At 68.6% G+C, this 25,202-nt stretch carries 20 protein-coding genes and 1 tRNA gene; 16 read left to right on the top strand and 5 right to left on the bottom strand.

The genetic code is table 11. The annotated features are described in order from the left end of the window. The first annotated feature begins 100 nt into the window (after window positions 1-100). From gltB to AUC47_RS15550, 5 genes are all read left to right on the top strand, one after another. Window positions 101-4,624, top strand: a complete 4,524-nt coding sequence (gltB, locus tag AUC47_RS15570) for a glutamate synthase large subunit (RefSeq protein ID WP_096716083.1) — start codon at window positions 101-103, stop codon at window positions 4,622-4,624. After that, complete coding sequence (locus tag AUC47_RS15565; protein WP_096716082.1) at window positions 4,617-6,083, top strand: glutamate synthase subunit beta; 1,467 nt, start codon at window positions 4,617-4,619, stop codon at window positions 6,081-6,083. The genes gltB and AUC47_RS15565 overlap by 8 nt, the downstream gene beginning before the upstream one ends. Window positions 6,084-6,137: 54 nt before the next feature. Then, window positions 6,138-7,589: a pyruvate kinase gene (gene pyk, locus AUC47_RS15560; RefSeq protein WP_096716081.1), complete on the top strand. Its 1,452-nt coding sequence runs from the start codon at window positions 6,138-6,140 to the stop codon at window positions 7,587-7,589. Between the two features lie 118 nt (window positions 7,590-7,707). Continuing rightward, complete coding sequence (locus tag AUC47_RS15555; protein ID WP_096716080.1) at window positions 7,708-8,505, top strand: alpha/beta fold hydrolase; 798 nt, start codon at window positions 7,708-7,710, stop codon at window positions 8,503-8,505. Beyond that, window positions 8,484-9,161: an esterase/lipase family protein gene (locus tag AUC47_RS15550; protein WP_256999626.1), complete on the top strand. Its 678-nt coding sequence runs from the start codon at window positions 8,484-8,486 to the stop codon at window positions 9,159-9,161. Before AUC47_RS15555 ends, AUC47_RS15550 begins: the two co-directional genes overlap by 22 nt. A gap of 7 nt (window positions 9,162-9,168) precedes the next feature. On the opposite strand, the gene AUC47_RS15545 is transcribed toward AUC47_RS15550, so the two are convergent. After that, on the bottom strand, window positions 9,169-10,422 hold the full coding sequence (locus tag AUC47_RS15545; RefSeq protein ID WP_096716079.1) for an alpha/beta fold hydrolase: 1,254 nt from the start codon (window positions 10,420-10,422) through the stop codon (window positions 9,169-9,171). A 129-nt stretch (window positions 10,423-10,551) separates the two neighbouring features. On the opposite strand from AUC47_RS15545, the gene AUC47_RS15540 reads away from it, so the two are divergent. Continuing rightward, a complete protein-coding gene (locus AUC47_RS15540) occupies window positions 10,552-10,896 on the top strand; it encodes a DUF3140 domain-containing protein (protein ID WP_096716078.1) in 345 nt (114 codons plus the stop codon). Window positions 10,897-10,907: 11 nt separating this feature from the next. Here the strand turns inward: AUC47_RS15540 and AUC47_RS15535 are convergent. Then, a tRNA-Leu gene (locus tag AUC47_RS15535) sits at window positions 10,908-10,990 on the bottom strand. A gap of 84 nt (window positions 10,991-11,074) precedes the next feature. Here AUC47_RS15535 and AUC47_RS15530 point away from each other — a divergent pair. Together AUC47_RS15530 and AUC47_RS15525 are read left to right on the top strand one after the other, a co-directional pair. Further along, window positions 11,075-11,701 carry an ANTAR domain-containing response regulator gene (locus AUC47_RS15530; protein ID WP_373557873.1) on the top strand — a complete coding sequence of 209 codons (627 nt, stop codon included), beginning with the start codon at window positions 11,075-11,077 and terminating at the stop codon, window positions 11,699-11,701. Window positions 11,702-11,704: 3 nt separating this feature from the next. Then, window positions 11,705-12,238, top strand: a complete 534-nt coding sequence (locus tag AUC47_RS15525) for a GNAT family N-acetyltransferase (RefSeq protein ID WP_096716077.1) — start codon at window positions 11,705-11,707, stop codon at window positions 12,236-12,238. A 27-nt stretch (window positions 12,239-12,265) separates the two neighbouring features. On the opposite strand, the gene AUC47_RS15520 is transcribed toward AUC47_RS15525, so the two are convergent. After that, window positions 12,266-12,691 (bottom strand): hotdog fold thioesterase, encoded by a 426-nt coding sequence (locus tag AUC47_RS15520; RefSeq protein WP_096716076.1) that lies wholly within the window; start codon window positions 12,689-12,691, stop codon window positions 12,266-12,268. Window positions 12,692-12,736: 45 nt separating this feature from the next. Between AUC47_RS15520 and polA the strand changes: the two genes are divergently transcribed. The 7 genes from polA to AUC47_RS15485 are packed head-to-tail and all read left to right on the top strand — an operon-like array spanning window position 12,737 to window position 22,009. Then, window positions 12,737-15,367 carry a DNA polymerase I gene (polA, locus tag AUC47_RS15515; protein ID WP_179297646.1) on the top strand — a complete coding sequence of 877 codons (2,631 nt, stop codon included), beginning with the start codon at window positions 12,737-12,739 and terminating at the stop codon, window positions 15,365-15,367. Window positions 15,368-15,423: 56 nt separating this feature from the next. Then, entirely contained in the window at window positions 15,424-17,100 is a 1,677-nt protein-coding gene (locus AUC47_RS15510; protein ID WP_096716074.1) for a DUF885 domain-containing protein, read from the top strand. Between the two features lie 54 nt (window positions 17,101-17,154). After that, window positions 17,155-18,189: an LLM class flavin-dependent oxidoreductase gene (locus AUC47_RS15505; protein ID WP_096716073.1), complete on the top strand. Its 1,035-nt coding sequence runs from the start codon at window positions 17,155-17,157 to the stop codon at window positions 18,187-18,189. A gap of 50 nt (window positions 18,190-18,239) precedes the next feature. Continuing rightward, window positions 18,240-19,592 (top strand): MFS transporter, encoded by a 1,353-nt coding sequence (locus AUC47_RS15500; RefSeq protein WP_096716072.1) that lies wholly within the window; start codon window positions 18,240-18,242, stop codon window positions 19,590-19,592. A 44-nt stretch (window positions 19,593-19,636) separates the two neighbouring features. Beyond that, window positions 19,637-20,386, top strand: coding sequence for an SGNH/GDSL hydrolase family protein (locus tag AUC47_RS15495; RefSeq protein WP_096716071.1), 750 nt, complete (start codon window positions 19,637-19,639; stop codon window positions 20,384-20,386). Beyond that, entirely contained in the window at window positions 20,383-21,138 is a 756-nt protein-coding gene (locus tag AUC47_RS15490) for a formylglycine-generating enzyme family protein (protein ID WP_179297645.1), read from the top strand. The genes AUC47_RS15495 and AUC47_RS15490 overlap by 4 nt, the downstream gene beginning before the upstream one ends. 58 nt (window positions 21,139-21,196) lie before the next feature. Beyond that, window positions 21,197-22,009, top strand: a complete 813-nt coding sequence (locus tag AUC47_RS15485; RefSeq protein WP_096716070.1) for an arginase family protein — start codon at window positions 21,197-21,199, stop codon at window positions 22,007-22,009. Window positions 22,010-22,023: 14 nt separating this feature from the next. Here AUC47_RS15485 and AUC47_RS15480 read toward each other — a convergent pair whose 3' ends face one another. Together AUC47_RS15480 and AUC47_RS15475 are read right to left on the bottom strand one after the other, a co-directional pair. Continuing rightward, complete coding sequence (locus AUC47_RS15480; RefSeq protein ID WP_096716069.1) at window positions 22,024-23,349, bottom strand: MFS transporter; 1,326 nt, start codon at window positions 23,347-23,349, stop codon at window positions 22,024-22,026. Between the two features lie 40 nt (window positions 23,350-23,389). Continuing rightward, window positions 23,390-24,238: a hypothetical protein gene (locus tag AUC47_RS15475; protein WP_096716068.1), complete on the bottom strand. Its 849-nt coding sequence runs from the start codon at window positions 24,236-24,238 to the stop codon at window positions 23,390-23,392. A gap of 96 nt (window positions 24,239-24,334) precedes the next feature. Here AUC47_RS15475 and AUC47_RS15470 point away from each other — a divergent pair, with 96 nt between their 5' ends. After that, on the top strand, window positions 24,335-25,186 hold the full coding sequence (locus AUC47_RS15470; protein WP_096716067.1) for a class I SAM-dependent methyltransferase: 852 nt from the start codon (window positions 24,335-24,337) through the stop codon (window positions 25,184-25,186). Window positions 25,187-25,202: the final 16 nt, after the last annotated feature.

Raw genomic sequence — 25,202 nt, 5'->3', positions numbered from 1 at the left:
GGCCAATGACGTCCCCGGGTCATCCGTAGATCTGAGGACGGTTCAGGTGTATTTTCAGCCTCCCCATGGCGCCTCCGGCGCCTACCCCCCGAAGCAGGGCATGTACAACCCCGCGTTCGAGAAGGACGCCTGCGGCCTCGCCATGGTCGCGACCCTGCGCGGTGAGGCGGGCCACGACATCATCGCGCTCGCTCTGGAGGCGCTGCGCAACCTCGAGCACCGCGGAGCCATCGGCTCCGATGCCGGAACCGGAGACGGCGCCGGGATCCTCACCCAGATGCCCGACGCCTTCCTGCGCGCCGTGACCGACTTCGAGCTGCCGCCGATGGGGGAGTACGCGGCCGGTCTCGCCTTCCTGCCGCGCGACTCGAGCGTGCGCCGCGAGCAGAAGGCCGGGATCGAACGGATCGCGCGGTCGGAAGGACTCCGCGTGCTCGGCTGGCGCGAGGTCCCGACCGCCAACGAGCACCTCGGCAAGCTCGCGGACGAGGCGCGTCCGGCCTTCGAACAGCTCTTCGTCAGCGCCGGCGGAGCGTCGCACTCCGACGCGCCGCTCACGGGCATCGCCCTCGACCGCGTCGCCTACCGTCTTCGCAAGCGCGCCGGTCATGAGCTCGGCGCCTACTTCGTCACTCTGTCGGCCCGCACGCTCGGTTACAAGGGCATGGTCACGACCCTGCAGCTGGAGCCGTTCTACCCCGACCTCCAGGACGAGCGGTTCATGTCGGAGCTCGCCGTCGTGCACTCGCGCTACTCGACGAACACCTTCCCGTCGTGGCCGCTCGCGCAGCCGCTGCGCATGCTCGCGCACAACGGCGAGATCAACACCGTGGGCGGCAACCGCAACTGGATGCGCGCTCGCCAGTCGCAGCTCGAGTCCGAGCTGCTCGGCGACGTCTCGCCGCTGCTGCCCATCTGCACCGACGGCGCGAGCGACTCCGCCTCCTTCGACGAGGTGCTCGAGCTGCTGACCCTGACCGGGCGCAGCCTGCCGCACGCGATCATGATGATGGTGCCGGAGGCCTATGAGAAGCAGTCGGACATCTCGCCCGAGCTGCGCGCCTTCTACGAGTACCACTCGAACCAGATGGAGCCGTGGGACGGGCCCGCCGCCCTCATCTTCACCGATGGCACGCTCGTCGGAGCGACGCTCGACCGAAACGGTCTGCGCCCGGGGCGCTGGACCGAGACGACCGACGGGCTCATCGTCATCGGCTCCGAGACCGGTGTGCTCACGTTCGAGCCGGAGCGCATCAAGCGCCGCGGCCGCCTGCAGCCCGGCAAGATGTTCCTCGTCGACACCGCGCAGCAGCGCATCATCGAGGACGAGGAGATCAAGCGCGACCTCGCGACGATGCACCCCTGGCAGGAGTGGCTGGATGCGGGGGCCGTGCGCCTCGCCGACCTCCCGGAGCGCGAGCACATCGTGCACCCGCCCGCATCCATCACACGGCGCCAGCGCACGTTCGGCTACACCGAGGAAGAGGTCCGCATCCTCCTGACCCCGATGGGGCAGACCGGCGTCGAGCCGCTCGGCGCGATGGGGTCCGACACGCCGATCGCGGTGCTGAGCAAGCGTCCGCGTCTGCTCTTCGACTACTTCACGCAGCAGTTCGCGCAGGTGACGAATCCGCCGCTCGACTCGATCCGCGAAGAGGTCGTCACGAGCCTCAAGCTCGGTCTCGGCCCGGAGAGCAACCTGCTCAGCTGGGGCCCGGATCACACCCGCACGGTGTCACTCGACTTCCCGGTCATCGACAACGACGAGCTGGCGAAGATCCGCCACATCGACAAGGCGCTGCCCGATCGCTCGAGCGTGACGATCAAGGGCCTGTACCACTTCGATGTCGGATCGAACACGCTCGAGAAGCGTCTCACCGAGATGTGCGACGAGGTCGACGAGGCGATCGCGAGCGGCGCGGAGTTCATCATCCTGTCCGACCGCGACTCGAACAAGGACCTCACTCCGATCCCGTCGCTCCTCATGGTCTCGGCGGTGCACCATCACCTCATCCGCCGCGAGAACCGCATGAAGGTCGGTCTGATCGTCGAAGCCGGCGACGTCCGCGAGGTCCATCACGTGGCGACCCTCATCGGCTACGGCGCCTCGGCGATCAACCCCTATCTCGCCATGGAGACGGTCGAGCACCTCGTGCGCACCGGGTACATCACGGGGATCAGCCCCGAGAAGGCGGTCAAGAACCTCATCTACGCGCTCGGCAAGGGCGTGCTGAAGATCATGTCGAAGATGGGCATCTCCACCGTGTCGTCGTACGCCGGCGCGCAGGTGTTCGAGGCCGTCGGCCTGAGCGAGGAATTCATCGACAAGTACTTCACCCGCACGGAGTCGAAGCTCGGCGGAATCGGGATCGAGGAGATCTTCGCCGAGAACCAGGCCAGGCACGACTACGCCTACCCCGAGGATGCCGCGGCGCGCGCCCACGAGCGCCTCTGGAGCGGTGGCGAGTACCAGTGGCGTCGTGACGGCTCGCCCCACCTCTTCAACCCGGAGACGGTGTTCAAGCTGCAGCACTCCACGCGGGAGCGCCGGTACGACATCTTCCGTCAGTACACGAAGCTCGTCGACGATCAGGCCGCCGAGCTCAAGACCCTGCGCGGTCTGTTCGCCCTCCGCACCGGCACCCGCAAGCCGGTGCCGATCGACGAGGTCGAGCCCGTGTCGGCGATCGTGAAGCGCTTCTCGACCGGAGCTATGAGCTATGGCTCGATCTCCAAGGAGGCGCACGAGACTCTGGCCATCGCCATGAACCGCCTCGGCGGCAAGTCCAACACGGGTGAGGGCGGCGAGGACGTCGACCGGCTCATGGACCCCGAGCGCCGCAGCGCGATCAAGCAGGTCGCCTCCGGTCGCTTCGGCGTCACGAGCCTGTACCTCACCGAGGCGGACGACATCCAGATCAAGCTGGCCCAGGGCGCCAAACCCGGTGAGGGCGGGCAGCTCCCGCCGCAGAAGGTGTACCCCTGGGTGGCTCGCACCCGCGGCGGGACTCCGGGCGTCGGACTCATCTCGCCGCCGCCGCACCACGACATCTACTCGATCGAGGACCTCAAGCAGCTCATCTTCGACCTGAAGAGGGCGAACCCCGATGCTCGCATCCACACGAAGCTCGTCAGCCAGTCGGGCATCGGCGCGGTGTCGGCTGGCGTGGCGAAGGCGCTCAGCGACGTCATCCTCGTCTCCGGACACGACGGAGGCACGGGCGCGAGCCCGATGAACTCGCTCAAGCACGCGGGCACGCCCTGGGAGCTCGGCCTGGCCGAGACGCAGCAGACGCTCATGCTGAACGGCATGCGCGACCGCGTGGTCGTGCAGGTCGACGGCCAGCTCAAGACGGGTCGAGACGTGATCATCGGCGCCCTGCTCGGCGCCGAGGAGTTCGGCTTCGCGACGGCGCCGCTCGTCGTGAGCGGCTGCATCATGATGCGCGTCTGCCACCTCGACACCTGCCCCGTCGGCGTCGCGACGCAGAACCCGGTTCTGCGGGAGCGCTTCACGGGCAAGCCCGAGTTCGTGGTGAACTTCATGGAGTTCATCGCCGAGGAGGTGCGCGAGATCCTCGCCGAGCTGGGCTTCCGCTCGCTCGACGAGATCATCGGACGCGCCGAACTGCTCGAGGTGGATGCCGCCGTGGAGCACTGGAAGGCCGAGGGTCTCGACCTCAGCCCCGTGCTGGAGGGTCCGGCGTTCCCCGCGAGCGAGCCGCGCCGCAGCCGCCGTGCGCAGGATCACGAGCTCGACAAGCACTTCGACGTCCAGCTGATCGACATCGCGGGACCGGCGCTGCTGAACGGCGAGCCCGTGATCGCGGAGCTGCCCATCGCCAACACCGAGCGCGCGGTCGGCACCATGCTCGGCCACCAGGTCACGTCCCGCCACGGCGCCGACGGTCTGCCGCGCGGAACCATCGACGTCACGCTGCACGGCACGGCCGGCCAGTCCCTCGGGGCGTTCCTGCCGTCCGGCATCGTGCTGCGTCTCGAGGGAGACGCGAACGACTACGTCGGCAAGGGCCTGTCCGGTGGCGACATCACGATCCGACCTCCCCGGGGGTCGCACATCGCCCCGCACGAGAACGTCATCGCGGGCAACGTCATCGGCTACGGCGCCACGGCGGGGACGATGTTCCTGTCGGGTGTCGTCGGCGAGCGGTTCCTGGTGCGCAACTCCGGTGCCACGGCCGTCGTCGAGGGCGTGGGCGACCACGCACTCGAGTACATGACGGGCGGCGTCGCGGTGATCCTCGGCACGACCGGCCGGAACCTCGGTGCGGGCATGTCCGGGGGAGTTGCGTACATCCGCTCGCTCGACACCGGCAAGATCAACGCGCAGTCCCTCAGCAGCGGCGAGCTGCTGCTCGAGCCGCTCGACCGGGCGGATCTCGAGGTCCTGCGCAGCCTGATCGCCGAGCACGTGGAGCGGACGGCATCCCCGCTCGGCTCCGACATCCTGGCGCGATTCGATGAGGTCGCCGGCCAGTTCACGAAGGTGCTCCCGCGCGACTACGCCGCGGTCCGGAGCATGCGCGAGGAAGCAGTCGCCGAGGGCATCGACCCCGATGGCGACGTCGTCTGGAACCGGATCCTGGAGGTGACCGGTGGCTGATCCCAAGGGTTTTCTGAAGGTCACGGAGCGCGAGGTGCCCGCGCGGCGCCCCGTTCCCGTGCGCATCATGGACTGGAAAGAGGTCTATGAAGCGGGCGATCAGGCCGTGCTCAAGCGCCAGGCCGGTCGGTGCATGGACTGCGGTGTGCCGTTCTGCCACCAGGGCTGCCCGCTGGGCAACCTGATCCCCGAGTGGAACGACCTCACCTGGCGCGGCGAAGGGCGCGCGGCGATCGACCGTCTGCACGCCACGAACAACTTCCCGGAGTTCACGGGCCGTCTGTGCCCGGCTCCCTGCGAGAGCTCCTGCGTGCTGGGAATCAACCAACCGGCCGTGACGATCAAGCAGATCGAGCAGTCGATCATCGACGAGGCCTTCGCCAAGGGCTGGGTCGAGCCGCAGCCGCCCGCACGGCTTACCGGCAAGACGGTCGCCGTGGTCGGCTCAGGCCCCGCCGGCCTCGCCGCCGCGCAGCAGCTGACTCGCGCGGGTCACACCGTCGCCGTCTTCGAGCGCGACGACCGCATCGGCGGCCTCCTCCGGTACGGCATCCCCGACTTCAAGATGGAGAAGGGCCAGCTCGAAGCTCGTCTGCGCCAGATGCAGGAGGAGGGCACCCGCTTCCGCGCCGGCGTGGAGATCGGCAAGGACATCTCCTGGGCCGACCTGCGGGCGCGGTACGACGCGGTCGTGATCGCCACGGGCGCCACTGTTCCGCGCGACCTGGCCATCCCCGGTCGCGATCTCGACGGTGTGCACTTCGCGATGGAGTACCTCGTCGAGTCCAATCACGCGGTCGCCGGCGACAAGGTCCCCGAGCAGATCACCGCCGAGGGCAAGCACGTCATCGTCATCGGCGGCGGCGACACCGGAGCTGACTGCATCGGCACCGCTCACCGCCAGGGCGCTCTCAGCGTCACGAACCTCGCGATCGGCAAGCAGCCGGGCACCGAGCGCCCCGCGCACCAGCCCTGGCCGATGATGCCGACGGTCTTCGAGGTCTCGTCCGCCCACGAGGAGGGCGGTGAGCGCGTGTTCCTCGCCTCGACCGTCGAGTTCCTCGCGAACGAGGTCGGCGAGGTGCGCGCACTGCGCGTCGCGGAGACCGAGTACATCGACGGACGCCGTGTGCCGAAGAGCGGCACCGAGCGCGAGATCCCGGCCGACCTGGTGCTCATCGCGATGGGCTTCACCGGCCCCGAGCAGGACGGCTACACGGACGACACCCGTCCGCAGCTCACCGACCGCGGCGCTTTCCAGCGTGACGACCGCTACGAGTCCAGCATCCCCGGGGTGTTCGTCGCGGGCGATGCGGGTCGAGGTCAGTCGCTCATCGTGTGGGCGATCGCCGAGGGGCGCGCCGCTGCCGCGAACGTCGATCGCTTCCTGATGGGAGAGACCGTGCTGCCCGAGCCGGTGGGCCCGCATCAAGTCGCGATCGGCCTCGCTCACGCGTAGGCTGAGCCAGGCACCGTCGCCCGATTTTTATCCCCCTTCCCCCTGGAGAATCAGTTGAGACGCGCGAAAATCGTCGCCACCCTGGGCCCCGCAACTTCCACCTATGAGACCGTGCGTGCACTCATCGACGCCGGTGTGGACGTCGCTCGCCTGAACCTCAGCCACGGCGACTACTCCGTGCACGAGAACAACTACGCCAACGTGCGTCGTGCTGCGGAGGACGCCGGTCGTGCCGTCGCCATCCTCGTCGACCTGCAGGGCCCGAAGATCCGTCTCGGCCGCTTCGAGGACGGCCCCTACGAGCTCGCGGTGGGCGATATCTTCAAGATCACCACCGAGGACATCATCGGAAATCGCGAGATCTGCGGCACCACCTTCAAGGGTCTGCCGCAGGACGTGAAGGCCGGAGACTTCCTGCTCATCGACGACGGCAAGGTCCGCGTCGAGGTCGTCGACACCGATGGCGTGACCGTCACGACCCGCGTGGTCGTGGCCGGTGCCGTCTCGAACAACAAGGGCATCAACCTGCCCGGCGTCGCGGTCAACGTCCCGGCCCTCAGCGAGAAGGACGAGGACGACCTGCGCTGGGGTCTGCGCACCGGCGCCGACCTCATCGCGCTGTCGTTCGTGCGCAACGCGGCCGACGTCACGCGAGTGCACGAGATCATGGCGGAGGAGGGCGTACGCGTCCCCGTCATCGCCAAGGTCGAGAAGCCGCAGGCGGTCGACGCGCTCGAGGAGATCGTCGATGCGTTCGACGGCATCATGGTCGCGCGAGGCGACCTGGGCGTCGAGCTTCCGCTCGAGGCCGTGCCGATCGTGCAGAAGCGCGCCGTCGAGCTCGCCCGCCGCAACGCGAAGCCGGTCATCGTGGCGACGCAGATGCTCGAGTCGATGATCAACAGCCCGGTGCCCACGCGCGCCGAGACCTCTGATGTCGCGAACGCCGTGCTCGACGGCGCAGACGCCGTCATGCTCTCGGGCGAGACCAGCGTCGGCGACTACCCGGTCGTCGTCGTCGAGACGATGGCTCGCATCATCGAGTCCACCGAGGAGCACGGGCTCGAGCGCATCGCCCCGCTCACGGCCAAGCCGCGCACGCAGGGCGGAGCGATCACGCTCGCAGCCCTCGAGGTCGCCGAGTTCGTCGATGCCAAGTTCCTCTGCGTCTTCACGCAGTCGGGTGACTCGGCTCGTCGTCTGTCGCGACTGCGCTCGCGCATCCCGATGCTCGCCTTCACACCGGAGCCCGACATCCGCCGTCGCATGGCGCTGACCTGGGGCATCCGGTCCAGCCTCGTCGACATGGTGCAGCACACCGACCTCATGTACCTGCAGGTCGACGACCACCTCCTCTCGAACGGCCTTGCGGCCGAGGGCGACAAGGTGGTCGTGATCTCCGGATCCCCTCCCGGGATCGTCGGATCCACCAACGACATCCGCGTGCACAAGGTCGGGGATGCCGTGAACGGCGCCGCTCCGATCTACAAGGAAGCCACGGTCTGACCGGATCCATCGGTCGCGGAGGGGTGGGACTGCGGTCCCACCCCTCCGTCGTCTGCCGACAGCACTCTCGGTTGTCAAGGCTTTCACAGCACCCCGCCCCTCTGGATAGCGTGAGGGGATGAGCACAGCCCGGCAGCGGATCGTCGTCGCGGGCCATGCTCTTCGCGTCGCGGCATGCGGACCGCTCTCGGAGCCGACGTACGTTCTCGTCCACGGCATCGGCATGTCGCACCGGTACTTCGCCCCGCTGCGCGACGCGCTCAGCCGACGCGGCCGGGTCATCACGATCGACCTCCCCGGCTTCGGCGGCCTGCCGGCACCCGGCGAGGATCTCGACGTCGCCGCGATGGGGCGCATCCTCGCCCAGACGCTCGGAGCGCTCGATCTCACCCGCGTCGTTCTCGTCGGGCACTCGATGGGAGTGCAGTGGGCGCTGGAGGCGGCGCAGTCGGAGCCCGATCGTGTGGACGGCCTGGTCCTCATCGGTCCCGTCGTCGACGAGGCACACCGCTCGCTTCCGGCACAAGCCCTCGCCCTGACCGTCGACACCTTCCGGGAGGCGCCGGTCGTCAACGCTCTCGTCTTCTTCGACTATCTCCGCTGCGGGCCCCGCTGGTATCTGACGCAGGCGCGTCACATGACCGCATACAGAACCGAGGCCGCCATCGCGAGAGCGACACAGCCGATGCTTCTGATGCGCGGCGGCCGGGACCCCGTCGCCGGACAGCAGTGGGTGCGGCGATTGCGCTCCTCAGCGGGAAGAGCGCAGGTCGCGGAGATCGCGGATCAGCCGCACAATGTGCAGTACACGGCTGCGCGGGAGGTGGCCGACGCGATCGAGCGATTCGGGCATGCGCTGGGCGGGGGCGACACGACGCGGGTGCCCGAGAGAGGGTGGACGACATCGACGCACTGAGGCGCCTGACGTGGTGGATCGCCGACTACGCGTACGCTGCGGCCTGGCAGCTGCGGGCGGCGTTCGATCGCACGGATTCCCGGGACTTCGCAGGCGGGTCGGGCGTGCCGATCGTGATCCTGCCCGGTGTGTACGAGACGTGGCGCTTCATGCAGCCGATGATCGCTGCCCTGCACGCCCGTGGACACCCGGTTCATGTGCTCGACGCCTGGAGACACAACAGGCGGCCGGTCGACGAGGCCGCCGACATCCTCGCCACCTTCCTCGAGGAGGCGGGGATGACCGACGTCGTGCTGGTCGCGCACAGCAAGGGTGGACTGGCCGGGAAGACAGCGATGATCGGCCGCGCCGGTGCACGGATCCGGGGGATGGTCGCGATCTCGACGCCATTTCGCGGTTCACGGTACGCCCGATGGATGCCGGTGCGCGGCCTCCGCGCGCTCGCACCCACGCACCCGTCGATCCTGGCGCTCGCGCGTCACCTCGACGTCGACTCGCGAATCGTATCCGTCTACGCGCGATTCGACCCTCACATCCCGGAGGGCAGCGAACTCACCGGCGCGCGCCGCAATGTGCGACTGGACACCGGAGGTCACTTCCGGGTGTTGGCCGATCCACGCGTGATCGCGGAGATCGCGGCCATGTCGGAACACTGATCGACGGTCATGGGCAGGTGGAGGGCGGCGGTTGGCCGGCGCTGACCGCCGAGAGCCAGCCGAGCATGTCGGGCAGCGCGGCGTAAGCGGCCAGTCCGTGATTCACGCTCGGGTAGCGGTGGAAGCTGACTCTCGTCTCCTGTCCGCACAGAAGGGCCACATAGTCCTCGGTCGCCGCGGGCTTCACGAGCTCGTCGGCGAGGCCCTGCCCCACGAACACCGGAACACGGATCGGCGATGACCCGGCGCTGTTCTCCTCGAGAAGCGTCTTCCACGGCTCCGTCGTCGCGGGGTCGCTCGTGACGTAGCGTCCGATGAGCGGGTCGGCGATCGCGTGGATCTCCTTGTTCTGCGACAGCAGGCACATCTCGGCCATCTGCGGGGTCGCCGCGGCTCCGCCGGGCGTGAGGATCGCGATGAGTTCACTGCTGCCGTACTGCTCGGCGTATGCCGCCTCATAAGCGGGGATCGCGTAGGAGGCGATCGTGACGCCCGAGATGTTCACGATGTCATCGCTCATGAGCTCGGTCAGGTCAGCCGCGGGGGCGGCGACGGCGACGCTGTGCACCGTCAGGTCCGGCGCGTAACGCTCTGCCCGTTCGGCTGCGAAGAGCACGGCCTGTCCGCCCTGCGAGTGTCCCCACAGGACGACATCCGTGCCGATCTTCGCGGCGTCGATGTCGCCCGCCGCGCGCACGGCGTCGAGCACGCTGTTCGCCTCCGGGACGCCGAGCAGATACGAGGATGCGCCGGCTACGCCGAGACCGGGGTAGTCCGCCGCCACCACGGCGTACCCCTCGAGGAGGAACTCGTGCAGACCCTCGATGAGCTGGAAGGGATCGACGTCGAGCGACGGCGCGCAGTGCGTCGCAGCACCCGTGGTGGGATGGCCCCAGGCGATGACGGCCCGCCCGCGCGCGGGGGCCGGGGTGTCGGGCACGACCACGACCGCCGAGGCTGCCACGTCGGATCCCGCGAGGTCTCTCGTGTGGTAGATCAGTCGCCAGGCCGCGGATCCGAGCGGCGCGCTGTCGATCTCCTCGAGGCGGACGATGTCGCCCGGCTCGCCTTCCGGCAGCGGATCGGGTATCCGGTAGAAAGTCCTGTCGCCCGCGAGGTCGGCCTCGCCCTCGATGTGCCGACGGATCGCGTCGACGGCGAGGACGCCGCCGATCACCGTGACGGCGATCAGCCCGATCACGAGGCCACGCCGACGGTGTCGGGTGCGGCTCCAGATGTCGACGGACGTGCGCGAACGCATGTGACGTGTCTATCGCATCGGCGCCGTCGCCGGAAGCCGAGGCGGCTTGCGGAAGGCGAGGAGACGCGCAAGCCCCTTCTCCCTGCCGTCGGGCGCAGTAGGTTCGGAGAACCCACGAGAGGATGACCGATGACCGATCACGACGACGAACTGGCCGATGTCTGGGACGACTGGCAGCGAGATGTGAACATGGCACCGAAGGAGCTCGAGCAGTGGCTCGAGACCGACGAATCCCGATCCGTCGGCGATTCCGACGGCGGCGAATCGACGGGGCACAGGTCGGGGCGCCGTATCGTCACGCTGCTGAGGACGAAGAAAGCGGAACTCACGCGCGACGACGTCGCGTGGATGCGGAAGGTCGTCGGCTACGTGGCTCGCCACGGAGCGCAGAGGCCGGACGGGGATGTCACCGAGACGCGGTGGCGGTACTCGCTCATGAACTGGGGGCACGACCCGCTGAAGAATCGGGGATGACGACCGCAGGGTGCCGGCGGTGGGACTCGAACCCACACGCCCTCTCGGACAAAGCATTTTGAGTGCTCCGCGTCTGCCATTCCGCCACGCCGGCCCGTGTGTCGCGTCTACGACTGTATCGCAGCGCAGGTGCACAGACGTGCGACCTTCGGGGTCGGCCGGGTGACTCTCCACTAGGATGGAGGGCGTGACAGAGCAAGAACAGGCTGAGCAGCCCACGGCATCCGCCCCCCGACGCGTCGTCGTCGCCGAGGACGAGTCGCTGATCCGTCTCGACATCGTCGAGATCCTCCGCGACAACGGCTTCGATGTGGTCGGCGAGGCCGGAGACGGCGAGACCGCTGTCGCTCTCGCCACAGAGCTGCGACCCGACCTCGTGATCATGGACGTCAAGATGCCTCAGCTCGACGGCATCAGCGCTGCCGAGAAGCTGCACAAGGGCAACATCGCCCCTGTGGTCCTGCTCACGGCGTTCAGCCAGAAGGAGCTGGTCGAGCGAGCGAGCGAGGCCGGCGCGCTGGCATACGTCGTGAAGCCCTTCACCCCCAACGACCTGCTGCCCGCGATCGAGATCGCGCTCGCCCGTCACGAGCAGATCATCACGCTCGAGGCCGAGGTCGCCGATATGGTGGAGCGTTTCGAGACACGCAAGCTCGTCGACCGGGCCAAGGGCCTGCTGAACGAGAAGATGGGACTCTCCGAGCCCGAAGCCTTCCGCTGGATCCAGAAGGCGTCGATGGATCGTCGTCTCACGATGCAGGACGTCGCGAAGGCGATCATCGAGCAGCTCGCTCCGAAGAAGTAGTCGGTGCTCCGGCTCGACGCGGACCACGTCCTGCGTCTCGTCCAGCCGGGGGACGGCGCGCCGCTTGCTCGCGCGTACGCGACGAATCGGGAGCATCTCGCGCCCTGGGAGCCGGTGCGGAGCAACGAGTTCTACACGGCGGCGTGGCAGGAACGGCACGTCGATCAGTGCATCGCCGACGTGGACTCCGGGCGCGGCTATCGATTCGTTCTCGTGTCGGATGACGGAGAGATCCGCGGACGGATGAACCTCAACAACGTCGTGCGGGGTGCTTTCCGCAGCGCCGACCTCGGCTACTGGATCGACGGATCACGGCTGCGCCGCGGTCTGGCCGGCCGGGGTGTCGCGGAGCTCATCCGATTCGCCGAGGACGAGCTGTCGCTGCACCGTGTTCAGGCGGCGACGCTGCTCGATAACGTCGCGTCGCAGCGGGTTCTCCGCAGCGCCCGGTTCGCCAAGATCGGACTCGCGCCGAAGTACCTGCACATCGCGGGGGAGTGGCGCGATCACCTCCTCTTCCAGCGGATACTCGCGTGACGCCCGCGAGCGTTCGACGGGACGGGGTCAGGCCGGTGCGTCCTTGATCATGTTGGTGATCCGGATGGTGGAGCAGCGGCGTCCCTGATCGTCGGTGACGACGATCTCGTGCACGGTGATGCTGCGGCCGAGATGGACCGGCGTGCAGACACCGGTGACCACGCCGGATGTCGCCGATCGAGTGTGCGTGGCGTTGATGTCCACCCCGACAGCGAGGCGTCCTGGGCCTGCATGCAGGTTCGCCGCCATGGACCCCAGGGACTCGCCGAGCACCACGTACGCGCCGCCGTGCATCAGACCGACGGGCTGCGTGTTGCCCTCGACCGGCATCGTCGCGATGCACCGCTCCGTGCCGAACTCGAGGAACTGCATCCCCATCTTCTCGGCGAGGGCTCCCATGCCGCGAGCGGACGCCCAATCGAGTCCCTGACTCGTCGCGGTGGTGTCGCTCATGAATCCTCCTCAGCGGGTGTCTGTCGTCCTCGTTAGGCTGACAGGGTGACGGACTCCGCAAAGCCTACCCTCATGGTCGTCGACGGCCATTCGCTCGCCTACCGCGCTTTTTTCGCCCTGCCGGTCGACAACTTCACGACGAAGGACAACCAGCACACGAACGCCATTTACGGCTTCCTCTCGATGCTGGTGAACCTCATCAAGGCCGAGCAGCCGACGCACCTGGCCATCGCCTTCGACACGTCGCGTCACTCCTTCCGCACCGACGAGTACCCGGAGTACAAGGCGACACGTTCGGAGACGCCCCAGGAGTTCCGCGGACAGATCCCGCTGCTGCAGGACTGCCTCGCAGCGATGTCGATCCCGGTGCTCACGAAGGAGGGGATCGAAGCGGACGACATCCTCGCGACCCTCTCGACCCAGGGAGCGGAGCAAGGGTACGAGGTCCTCGTCGTGTCGGGCGATCGCGACACGATCCAGCTCGTGAACGACGAGATCACGCTGCTGTACCCGAACGTCCAGGGTGTCTCTCAGCTCAAGCGGTACGACCCGGCCACGGTCCGGGAGCGATACGGAGTGCGCCCAGAGCAGTACCCTGACATCGCCGCACTGGTGGGTGAGACCAGCGACAACCTCCCCGGAGTGCCGAAGGTGGGGGAGAAGACGGCGGTCAAGTGGCTCACCCAGTTCGGATCACTCGATGAGCTCCTCGACCGGGCGGACGAGATCAAGGGCGTCGTCGGCGGCAACCTCCGTGAGCACATCGAGGACGTGCGGCGGAACCGGAAGCTGAATCGACTGCTCCGCGACGTCGAGCTCCCGGTCGCACCCGCCGACCTGGCCGTCTCACCGATCGACGCGCAGGCCGTCCGAGACATCTTCGCCCGCCTGGAGTTCCGCACGCTGCTCCCGCGGGTGTTCGAGGCCGTCGGCGCCGGCGAGGTCGCTGACGACCCGGCGACCGTCGTCGATCTGCCGGCTCCGGCCGAGGTCGCGGCCGACGAGTTCCTCTCCTGGGCGGAGTCGCAGCAAGAAGTGGCACTCCGCCTGGTTCTGCAGAGCGGCGCGCCCACGCGGATCGGCGCCGCGACGGAGACCGAACTGCGGGAGCTGAACTGGAACGACGACGCCGCGACCTCGCTCCGCGGCTGGCTCGAATCCGACCGTCCGAAGATCATGCACGACGCGAAACCGCAGGTGAAGGCACTCCTCCGGCTGGGCATCCGCCTCTCCGGCCTCGCCTATGACACGAGCCTCGCCGGCTGGCTGCTGCGTCCGAGCTTCCCCGACAAGACCCTCGGCGACCTCGTCGAGCGGTACCTCGGCGAGAAGCTGCCCGAGGCCGACCCCACCCAGTTGGTGCCCGAGACCGAGGGAGCGACGCCGTCGCAGGAGGCCTGGTTCGCGCTGCGCGTCGCGGCGGCTCTGCGCGACGACATCCCGGGAACCGTCGCCGCGGTGCTCACCGACATCGAGCTTCCGACGCTGCTGACCCTGGCCGACATGGAGGTCGCGGGCGTCGCGGTCTCGCACGAGGTGCTGTCGGCCTTCTCGTCCGAGCTCGCCACCCGCGCGGACGGCATCGCGCAGGATGCGTTCGGCATCGTCGGACGCGAGTTCAACCTCGGCTCGCCGAAGCAGCTCCAGGAGGTGCTCTTCGACGACCTGCAGCTCCCGAAGACCCGCAAGACGAAGACGGGCTATTCGACGGATGCCGCGGTCCTCGCCGACCTGCAGGAATCGCATCCGCATCCGTTCCTCGGTCTGCTGCTGCAGCACCGCGAGGCGACCAAGCTCCGGCAGATCATCGAGTCGCTCGACGTGGCGATCGGCCCTGACCAGCGGGTGCGCACGACCTACGTGCAGACAGGCAGCCAGACGGGGCGCCTCTCGAGCACCGATCCCAACCTGCAGAACATCCCCGTCCGCACGGAGGAGTCACGTCGCATCCGCAGCGCCTTCCGGGTCGGCGAGGGGTACGAGGCTCTCCTCACCGCGGACTACTCGCAGATCGAGATGCGGATTATGGCGCACCTCTCCGGCGACGAAGGTCTCATCGAGGCCTTCAACAGCGGAGAGGACCTGCACCGGTTCGTCGGCGCTCGCGTCTTCGGGGTCGATCCCGCCGACGTCACGGCAGCGATGCGCACGAAGGTGAAGGCCATGTCGTACGGGCTCGTCTACGGGCTCTCGGCGTTCGGTCTGTCGAAGCAACTGCGCATCGAGCAGTCCGAGGCGAAGCAGCTGATGGTCGAGTATTTCGCCCGGTTCGGGGCGGTGCGCGACTACCTCCGGGCGTCGGTGCTCGCCGCGCGCGAGGTGGGGTACACCGAGACGATCTACGGCCGCCGGCGTCCGTTCCCGGATCTGGCCTCGCCGAACCGCGTGCTTCGCGAGAACGCGGAGCGCGCGGCGCTCAACGCACCCATCCAGGGGAGCGCGGCCGACATCATGAAGATCGCGCTGTTCCACATCCATGACGACCTGCGCTCCGAGCGGCTCTCCTCCCGCGTGCTGCTCCAGATCCACGACGAGCTGGTGGTGGAGGTCGCGCCCGGAGAGTGGGATGCGGCGGAGCGCATTGTTCGCCAGCGCATGGGCGACGCCGCAGACCTCACCGTCCCGCTCGACGTGCAGGTCGGTCGCGGGCAGGACTGGAACGAGGCGGCGCACTGACGGACGAGGCGGCCGCCGGGTGGGTGGCACAGGCGTCATCCGGCTACGCTGAAGGGATGACTTCTGAGCCCCGCACTCCCTCCGCCATCGACAAGGTCGCCGATGAATGGGTCGACGCGCTGGTGCAGTTGGCGCCGACGCTCGGCACGTACATCGGTCGCGACGAGGTCAACGATCGCTTCGGCGACCTGAGCCCCGACGGTCACGAGAGCATCGCCGCAGCGACGCGTGCGACGCTTGCCGAGCTCTCGTCGCTGGAGCCGGTGGACGCCATCGACGAGGTCACGAAGGCCGACCTCACTGCGGAGCTCACTCTCGATCTCGAGCTCCACGAGGCGAACTGGCACCTTCGCGACCTCAACGTCATCGCATCTGCCGCGCAGGACGTGCGTTCCGCGTTCGACCTGATGCCCACGGCGACGGCGGACGACTGGTCGGTGATCGCCACCCGCCTCGCTGCCGTGCCCGACGCGCTGCGCGGATACACGGAGACCCTCCGTGCCGGCATCGCTGCCGGTGTGACGCCCGCACGCCGTCAGGTGGTCGAGGTCGCCACGCAGATCGACCGCTACATCGCCGACGACGGATTCTTCGCAGCTTTCGTCGCCGACGCGTCGCCGGAGGACGGGAACCTCCCGGCATCCCTCGCCCGTACTCTCGCCGACAACTCGGCATCGGCACGCGTCGCCTACGGAGCGCTGCGTCGCTTCCTCGCGGAGGAGCTCGCTCCTGCCGCCGGTGAGGAGGATGCGGTGGGGCGCGAGCTCTACGCACTCAACTCGCGCCGTTTCCTCGGCGCCACGATCGACCTCGACGAGACGTATGAGTGGGGCCGCGAAGAGCTCGAGCGCATGGTCGCCGAGCAGACTGCGATCGCGAACGAGATTCTGCCCGGGGCCTCTGTCGAGGAGGCCGTTGCGCATCTCGAAGCGGATCCGGCTCGCAAGCTGGTGGGCACGGAGGCGCTGCAGCGCTGGATGCAGGAGACGAGCGACCGCGCCGTGGCCGAGCTCGGCGCCACGCACTTCGACATCCCCGAAGCCATTCGCACGCTCGAGTGCATGATCGCGCCCACTCAGGAGGGCGGCATCTACTACACGGGGCCGACCGACGATTTCTCGCGTCCGGGTCGCATGTGGTGGTCCGTCCCCGAGGGAGTGACCGAGTTCGACACCTGGCGTGAGCTCACCACCGTCTATCACGAGGGCGTCCCGGGGCATCACCTGCAGATCGCGCAGGCCGTGTACAACCGCGCAGAGCTGAACTCCTGGCGTCGCCTGCTCGCGGGAACCTCGGGCCACGCCGAGGGCTGGGCGCTCTACGCGGAGCGACTGATGCAGCAGCTGGGCTACCTCGACGACCCGGCCGATCGTCTCGGCATGCTCGACGGACAGCGCATGCGCGCAGCGCGCGTCGTGCTCGACATCGGCGTGCATCTCGGCAAGCAGCGTCTCGATGGCGGAGGTACCTGGGACGCCGCCTATGCACTCGACTTCATGCGCAAGAACGTGAACATGTCCGATCAGTTCGTGCAGTTCGAGGTGAACCGCTACCTCGGTTGGCCGGGTCAGGCCCCGTCGTATAAGGTCGGGCAGCGCATCTGGGAGCAGGTCCGCGACGCCTACCGGGCGGAGAAGGGCGCGGACTTCGACATCAAGGAGTTCCACAAGCGCGCCCTCGACATGGGCGGCGTCGGACTCGACACCCTCCGTACAGCACTGCTCACCCGGTGATGGGAATGCCCACGCCTCCTCCGATGTTCATTCACCTGAATAGAAGGAGCTGACATGGACATCGAGTTCGGGCTGGACACGTTCGGAGACATCACCCGCGACGCCGACGGAGAGCTGCTCACCGGCGCGCAGACCATTCGGAACGTCGTGGAGCAGGCGGTGCTCGCCGACTCGGTGGGCGTCGACTACTTCGGGGTGGGGGAGCACCACCGCAAGGAGTTCGCGATCTCCTCTCCGGAGATGGTGCTCGCCACCATCGCCGGGCGCACCGAGCGGATGCGGCTCGGGACAGCGGTGACGGTCCTCTCCTCCGACGACCCGGTGCGGGTGTTCGAGCGCTTCTCGACCCTCGACGCCCTGTCTGACGGGCGGGCGGAGGTCGTGCTCGGCCGCGGCTCCTTCATCGAGTCGTTCCCCCTGTTCGGCTACGACCTCCGCGACTACGACGCCCTGTTCGAGCAGAAACTCGAGCTGTTCGTCGAGCTTCTGAAGGAGGAGCCGGTCACCTGGTCGGGGAGCATGCGCGCCTCTCTCGAGAACGCCGATGTCTTTCCCAAGACCGAGAAGGGCCTTCGCACCTGGGTCGGCGTCGGCGGCAGCCCTGAATCCGTGGTGCGCGTCGCTCGGCACGGGCTCGGACTCATGCTCGCGATCATCGGCGGCCCGGCAGGCCGATTCAAGCCCTTCGTCGACCTCTACCACCGGTCGGTCGCGTCGTTCGGCACCGCTGCGCAGCCGATCTCGGTGCACTCGCCAGGGCACATCGCCGAGACCGACGAGGAAGCCTGGGAGGCCGCGTACTCCGGCTTCGAAGCCATGAACAACACGATCGGCGCCGAGCGCGGCTGGCCGCCCTACAGTCGAGCGCGCTTCCAGAACGACGTCGGGCCGGCCGGCGCCATCTACGCCGGCTCGCCCGACCGGGTCGCCGCCAAGATCGCCGACACCGTCACCACTCTCGGTCTCGGACGCTTCGACCTGAAGTACTCCACCGGCACAATCTCGCATGAGGCCCTGATGCGAAGCGTCGAGCTGTACGGCACCGAGGTGATCCCTCGTGTACGGCGGCTGCTCGCCGCGAACGACTGACGCGGATGACGTGAGGCCGGAGGGCGCACCGACGCCCCTACGATGGGGGCATGGCACAACCCGTCCTGCCGAGCCGTGAGTCGCTCGCCGGCCGTCTCGATGATCTGCCGTTCACGCGCCGCCACCTTCGCCTGCTGACGGGGTCGGGGGTCGGCTGGGCGCTCGACGCGATGGACGTGGGGCTCATCTCATTCATCCTCGCGGCTCTCACCCAGCAGTGGGGCCTGACGAAGACGGATGCCGGGTGGGTGGCGTCCGTCGGCTTCATCGGCATGGCGCTCGGAGCCACCCTCGGCGGCCTGCTCGCGGATCGACTCGGACGCCGCCAGGTCTTCGCGCTGACTCTGCTCGTCTACGGCGTCGCGACGGGGGCGAGCGCTCTCGTCGGCGGTCTGGCGGCGCTTCTCGTGCTGCGGTTCCTCGTCGGCCTGGGCCTCGGGGCGGAGCTGCCGGTGGCTTCGACGTATGTGAGCGAGTTCGCCCCCGCGCGCATCCGGGGACGTCTCATCGTCTTCCTCGAAGCGTTCTGGGCCCTGGGCTGGACAGCGGCGGCCGTCATCGGATACTTCGTGATCCCGGCATCCGAGAACGGCTGGCGGTGGGCGTTCGCGCTGGGTGCGATCCCCGCGATCTACGCTCTCGTCGTGCGCTGGGGGCTGCCGGAGTCACCGCGCTGGCTGGCGTCGAAGGGGCGTATCGCCGAGGCCGACCGCATCGTCTCGGCGTTCGAGGTCGACGCGGAGATCGAGCGGACTCCGGCGATCCGCAAGGAGCCGGCGACGCAGCCGATCGCCGTGACCGTGCGAGCCCGGCTGTCCGCCCTGTGGAGCTCGGAGTTCCGAGTCCGCACACTGTGCCTCTGGCTGGTGTGGCTCTGCGTGAACTTCGCCTACTACGGCGCCTTCATCTGGATCCCGAGCATCCTCGTCGACGCCGGCTTCGATCTCGTGCGCTCGTTCGGGTTCACCCTCATCATCACGCTCGCGCAGCTTCCGGGCTACGCGGTCGCGGCGTGGCTGATCGAAGTCTGGGGGCGCCGCATCACGCTGTCGGTCTTCCTCGTCGGCTCGGCCGCCTCCGCCGTCTTCTTCGGCACGTCGACCACCGAGGTCGCGATCATCGCATCGGGAATGGCGCTGTCGTTCTTCAACCTCGGCGCCTGGGGGGCGCTGTACGCGGTGACGCCCGAGATCTATCCCACATCGCTGCGAGGAACAGGCGCAGGCTGGGCGGCAGGCATCGGTCGCCTCGCGTCGATCGCCGCACCGCTCGCCGTCCCCGTGCTGCTCGTCTCCGGGGGAGTGCCGACCCTGTTCGTCGTGTTCGGGGCGTGCTTCGTCATCGCGGCCGCCGCTGCGTGGGGTCTGGCCGACCGCGGGGGAGTCGCGCTCGACGATCGCTGAGCCGCGCACCATCGTTCCGCCAATATGCTGGCGAGGTGACAGATGTGCGCTACGTGGCTATCGGCGACTCCTTCACCGAGGGGGTGGGCGACGCGCTGCCCGACGGACGAGAACGGGGCTGGGCCGATCTCGTCGCGCAGGGATGGGCGGATGCGTCCGGACATCCGATCCAGTATGCGAACCTCGCCATCCGGGGGAAGCTCGCCTGGCCGATCGTCGAGCAGCAGCTGGAGCCGGCGTTGGCGCTGCGTCCGACGCACCTCTCGTTCAACGGCGGTGGCAACGACATGCTGCGTCCTCGATCCGACCTCGAGCACATCGCGGACGCGTTCAGTCGCGTGCTGCGTCGGTGCGACGAGGAGGGCGTGACCCTGATCCTGCTGTCGGGTGCGAATCCCAGCGGCCAGCTGCCCATGGGCACCGTCGTCCAGCGCCGCGGTGATCTGCTCTCCGAGGCGGTGCTGCGGCGGGTCGAGGACCGCCCCGACGTCGTCCGCGCGCTCAACTGGCCCGACCGGGAGCTCGCCCGACCGCCGTACTGGTCGGAGGATCGCCTGCACATGAATGCGGCCGGGCATCATCGCGTGGCGGCACGGGTGCTGCAGGCGCTGGGGTTCGAGCCACCTGCTGCCTGGTGGTCTCCGACCGCGGCCGCGATGGCCGGGCCGTCGGGACTGGCTTACTACCGTGAATTCGTCGGTCCGTGGGTGCGTCGTCGCCTCACGCGCACCTCGTCGGGCGACGGGCGTGCGGCGAAGTACCCGACCTGGGTCGAGCGGGCGCCCGGCGCGTGACCGATATCGAGATGCGGAGTCTGCCGGCGGGGCGCGTGACGCTGCACGACGCGCGACGCAAGGCGGAGCGCACCGTGGAACTGGAGAGCTTCGAGATCGGCGTGTTCGCCGTGACCGAGGAGCAGCTGGCGGAGATCCTCCCCGTCCCCTCGCGGCATCCGCGCCGTCCGGCCGTCGACGTGAGCTGGTTGCGGGCCGTGCACTTCTGCAACGCGGCATCCGAGTGGGAGGGGCTCGATCCGGTGTACCACTTCGACGGCGAGGACGTCGAGTGGGACGTCACTGCGGGCGGATACCGGCTGCCCACCGAAGCGGAGTGGGAGTACGCCTGCCGCGCGGGATCGGTCGGACCGCACTACGCGCCGCTCTTGGATGCCGCGTGGACGAGCGCCGACGGCATCCGCACGCCGCGAGACGTCGGCGGCAAGCTCCCGAACCTCTTCGGCCTCTTCGACACGCTCGGAAACACATGGGAGTGGTGCTGGGACCTGCTCGATCCTGAGCGCTACGGCGAGTACCGGGTCTTCCGCGGCGGCGCGTTCGCCGATGAGGCATGGAGCGTCCGGGCTTCCGTTCGTCGCGGTGGATCTCCGCGCACAGCCCAGGACGACGTCGGGTTCCGGGTCGCGCGAGGGGAGTTCGACGGCCCGCGGGCCGCCCAGGGTTGGTCGGCGCAGGACGATCGAGAGCGATCGTTCTCGAACGGCCCGATCCCTTTCGGCTGGACACCGCTGCGGCGTTCCCAGGGCTGATCGGGGCGGCCGCGCCGCCGTTTTGCCCGGTATACCGGATAAGTGCGAAGCTGAGAGGATGACCTCCCGCTTCTCGCTCATCGTCTCCCAGGGCCGCGTCGCCGATCGCACGGAGGGCGCGCTCGTGGGCGCGCGTCTCGTGGGGGAGCGGCTTGCCGCACTCCTGGGCACGGCACCCCAGACGGTCGGTGCTCCGAGCGCGGCGAGGACGGACGACTGGACGAGCGCGCTGCCCGAGGCCGAAGAGACGCTGCACGGACTCCGGGACGCCGTGAGCGCGGCGATCGACGGGGGACAGCTGCCGCTGCTCGCCACGAACACGTGCGCCGCGAGCCTGGGCACGCTGCCCACCGTCGCCGAGCGGTATCCCGATGTAGTCGTGCTCTGGATCGATGCGCACGGCGACTTCAACACCCCGGACACCACCGAGTCCGGATACCTGGGCGGCATGGTGCTCGCCGCCGCGAGCGGTCTCTGGGACAGCGGGCACGGTGCAGGGATCGATCCGTCACGCGTCGTGATCGTCGGCGGCCGGGACATCGATCCGGCCGAGGCCGAGCTCCTCGCGGATGCGGGAGCGACGGTGCTCGCTCCGGCGGACAGCACCCCGGAGCGCGTGCTCGAACTCGTCGACGGGCGTCCGGTGTGGATCCATGTCGACTGGGACGTGCTCGAGCCGGGGTACATCCCCGCGGCCTATCGCGTCGCCGACGGCCTTCTGCCCCATCAGATCGCCGGGATCTTCGCCGCGCTGCCGATCGATGCTGTGAAGGGCATCGAGCTGGCGGAGTTCGAAGCCGGCGACGCCGAGGTGCCGGAGCAGGTCAGCCTGGAGCTCATCATCGAGACGGTGCAGCACCTGCTCCGCTGAGTCGGGGACGGAGATCAGCGACGACGTTCCGGATCCAGACCCATCCGGATGCGGGTGCGCTTGCGCTCGATGAGGATGAACGTCATCCCGAGGAGCCAGAGCGGGATCGGCATCAGGAATGCGATGCGGAACGCGTCCAGCGAGTATGTCTCGGGCGTACCCGCGCCCTGCAGATCGAGCGCGAGACCGATCAGGAAGATCGCTATCAGGGCGGCGATGAACCCACCCGCGTTCGTCACACCGGTGGCGGTGCTCAGGCGGTGAGTCGGGTTGTGGGTGCGCGCGTGATCGAACGCGATCATACTGGCGGGGCCTCCCGTAGCGAGGGCCACCGCCAGCAGGTAGAGCAACCAGACCGGGGCAGGCCCGGGGAGCGCGATCACGGTCGTCCACGCGAGGAGCTGCAGTACCACCGCAGGGAGGACGAGTGCGAAAGAGCGCTGGTTCGGCAGCCGCCGCGACAGCTCTCCGATGACCGGTCCGAGTGCCATTCCGGCGACGACGTAGACCGAGATGATGCCTGCGGCGTGGGCGGTGTCGAGTCCCTGCGCCGCGGTGAGGAACGGCATGCCCCAGAGCAGGATGAACGCGGTGCCGGCGAAGGGTGTCGTGAAGTGCGACCAGAAGGCGAGGCGGGTGCCGGGGTGCGCCCATGCCGCACGGATGCCGACGCCGGTGTCGATCGCGGACGTCACGACCCGCACCACGCCGGTGTCCGTGTTGACCGAGACATCGGCATCCCGCTCCGGCGGATGATTGCGGATGACGATGGCCACCAGCACCGTGAAGAGCGCACCGAGTCCCGCGATGCTGCCGAACGTCACCGTCCACGTCGTCGCATGCAGAAGGGCTGCGAGCGGCACGAGCGCGATGAGCTGGCCGGCCTGTCCGATGATCCCCGTGAACTGCACCATGATCGGGCCGCGCTGCGCAGGGAACCAGGTGGCGACGAGGCGCAGGACCGCCGGGAACACGGCGGCATCGCCTGCACCGAGCAGGATACGGGCGACGATCGCGATGCCGATGCTGGGGGAGAGGGCCATCGTCAGCTGCCCCAGAGCCATCAGCAGCATGCCCGCCGTCATGATCGGACGGGAGCCGTAGCGATCGAGCAGGATGCCGATGGGAATCTGCATTCCGCCGTAGACCGCGAGCTGCACCACGGCGAAGAGCGCGAGCGTCGAGGCATCCGCCATGAAGCGGTCGGCCGCGTCGACGCCGACTGCGCCGAGAGAGGTGCGGTTCGTGATGGCGAGGACGTAGGCGGCCACTCCCACCGACCAGATCAGCCAGGCCTTCCATCCCGGGCGCGAAGCGGGGGAGTGGGCGGCCGACGTCACCCCTCCACGCTACTCCTGGTCGGGGACGGCTCTGGCCGCCTCAGACGTCGAACACCTCGAGCATCTGCGAGACCGAACGCCCGTGGGCGAGCTGTGCGACACTAGCGGCGAGCTCGGAGTGCACCTGCACGACCGTCGGTCCGCGCGACGTCCACCGGCCGCCGGATCGAGTGAGTTCGAGGTCGGGGGAGACGTGGGCGTCGGGGAGGGCTTCCCAGCCTTCGGCGGCGCGAACGGCCGCGCCGAGCATGCCGACGAGCCACGCCTCGCCGAAAGCGTGGGGTCGGAGCGACGCGATCGGGCCACCGCCGCCGCGGAAGACCTGGAACATCGTGTCCGCCCGACGAACGACCCAGGCGTCTGCGTCGTGTGTGAATTCGCACGCCACATCGGCGTGCAGGGTGAACTCGGCGCCGTAGTGGCGGAGTGCCTCGACGCAGGCAGTGCTCAGCAGGCGCCCGTCGAGCTCGCGTTCCCGGCGACGCAGCTCTGCCCGGTACCTCTCGCGCGCGATCGGCGCATACTGCTCCTCGAGCGCACGCCGGTCGGGTCTTTCTCCGCGCGCGAGGCGGTCGAACAACCAGACAGGATCGATCTGGGCGAAGTAGCGGAAGAAGACCTCGACCGGTCCGCGCGAGAGCTTCCGGTCAGGGACGAGCAGGTGCACGCCGTGGTCGACGGACCAGACCGCGGCGGCCATGCCATCGACGACAGCGACCCAGGACCATCCAGGTGCCTTGATCTCGGGCGAGCATCGCTCGATCGCCGCGCTGAGCAACGTCCCTCGCGGGACGGACAACACGCCGGCGTGGGAGACGACGTCGTCACCCATCGCGACGCTGTCCCGGTCCACGCGGAGTTCGAGGGAGCGGGGGCGGGGGCGGAACATGGATCGAGCCTAGTCTCAGGGCAGTTCTTCGTGACCTGACATAATGTACATTATCGGTTACTCGGGGTTCCGCCTTCCGGTCGATAGGCTCGCTCCGTGGACGGTGACTCTGTGGAAGTGACGTGGGCTGACGCCCGCGCGGCCAATCGTCGGAACTGGGACGACCGAGTACCCCTGCATCAGGTCGCTTACGGGCTCGAGGCGTTCGATGACCCGTCGCATCTCAGCGACGTCGTCCGCGCGGATGTCCCCGTGCTCGAGCGATTTCTGCCGACCGGCACTCTGTCTGGGCTCGATCTCTGCCATCTGCAGTGCCACATCGGCACCGACACGATCTCTCTGGCGCGAGCCGGTGCGCGAGTCACCGGCGTGGACTTCTCGGAGCCCGCTCTGACCGCCGGCGCGGAACTCGCTCGGCGGACGGGCGTGACCGCCACCTGGGTGCAGACCGACGTGCTCGACGCCCGTGCCGCCGTGAGCGGCGACTTCGACGTGGTCTATACCAGCATCGGCACGATCTGCTGGCTGGATGATCTGGAGCGCTGGGCCGAACAGATCTTCGGTCTGCTGCGAGATGGCGGCACGTTCTTCATCCGCGACGGACACCCCTCGCTCTACGCACTCGACGAGAACGCGCCGGCACTCACCATCCGATACCCGTACTTCGGCGACGGCCATGCTCAGCAATGGGATGACGCGTCGACATACGCCGGCGAGGGCACCGTCGCGCACGCTCGCACCTACGAGTGGCCGCACCCGCTCTCCGAGATCCTCGGCGCGCTGCTTCGCGCAGGACTCCGTCTCGTGCACTTCGACGAGGGGCGGACACTCCCCTGGCGATTCAGCTCGCGCATGGTCGAGGTCCCGGGCGGATACGCCTGGCCCGAGTCCGAGCGCGACCTGGTGCCGAGCACCTTCACGATCGTCGCCCGCAAGGAGCGCACCTGAGAAACCGCCTCGTAGT

It is taken from the genome of Microbacterium sp. SZ1, assembly GCF_002362255.1.
Classification (GTDB): domain Bacteria; phylum Actinomycetota; class Actinomycetes; order Actinomycetales; family Microbacteriaceae; genus Microbacterium.
This window is presented reverse-complemented; position numbering and strand designations above follow the sequence as displayed.

Coding starts and splice junctions, on each gene's coding strand:
- gltB (WP_096716083.1), top strand. CDS start 101: ATGTACAACCCCGCGTTCGAGAAGGACGCCTGCGGCCTCGCCATGGTC.
- AUC47_RS15555 (WP_096716080.1), top strand. CDS start 7,708: ATGAGCACAGCCCGGCAGCGGATCGTCGTCGCGGGCCATGCTCTTCGC.
- AUC47_RS15545 (WP_096716079.1), bottom strand. CDS start 10,422: ATGCGTTCGCGCACGTCCGTCGACATCTGGAGCCGCACCCGACACCGT.
- AUC47_RS15540 (WP_096716078.1), top strand. CDS start 10,552: ATGACCGATCACGACGACGAACTGGCCGATGTCTGGGACGACTGGCAG.
- AUC47_RS15530 (WP_373557873.1), top strand. CDS start 11,075: ATGGAGGGCGTGACAGAGCAAGAACAGGCTGAGCAGCCCACGGCATCC.
- AUC47_RS15520 (WP_096716076.1), bottom strand. CDS start 12,691: ATGAGCGACACCACCGCGACGAGTCAGGGACTCGATTGGGCGTCCGCT.
- AUC47_RS15510 (WP_096716074.1), top strand. CDS start 15,424: ATGACTTCTGAGCCCCGCACTCCCTCCGCCATCGACAAGGTCGCCGAT.
- AUC47_RS15505 (WP_096716073.1), top strand. CDS start 17,155: ATGGACATCGAGTTCGGGCTGGACACGTTCGGAGACATCACCCGCGAC.
- AUC47_RS15500 (WP_096716072.1), top strand. CDS start 18,240: ATGGCACAACCCGTCCTGCCGAGCCGTGAGTCGCTCGCCGGCCGTCTC.
- AUC47_RS15485 (WP_096716070.1), top strand. CDS start 21,197: ATGACCTCCCGCTTCTCGCTCATCGTCTCCCAGGGCCGCGTCGCCGAT.
- AUC47_RS15475 (WP_096716068.1), bottom strand. CDS start 24,238: ATGTTCCGCCCCCGCCCCCGCTCCCTCGAACTCCGCGTGGACCGGGAC.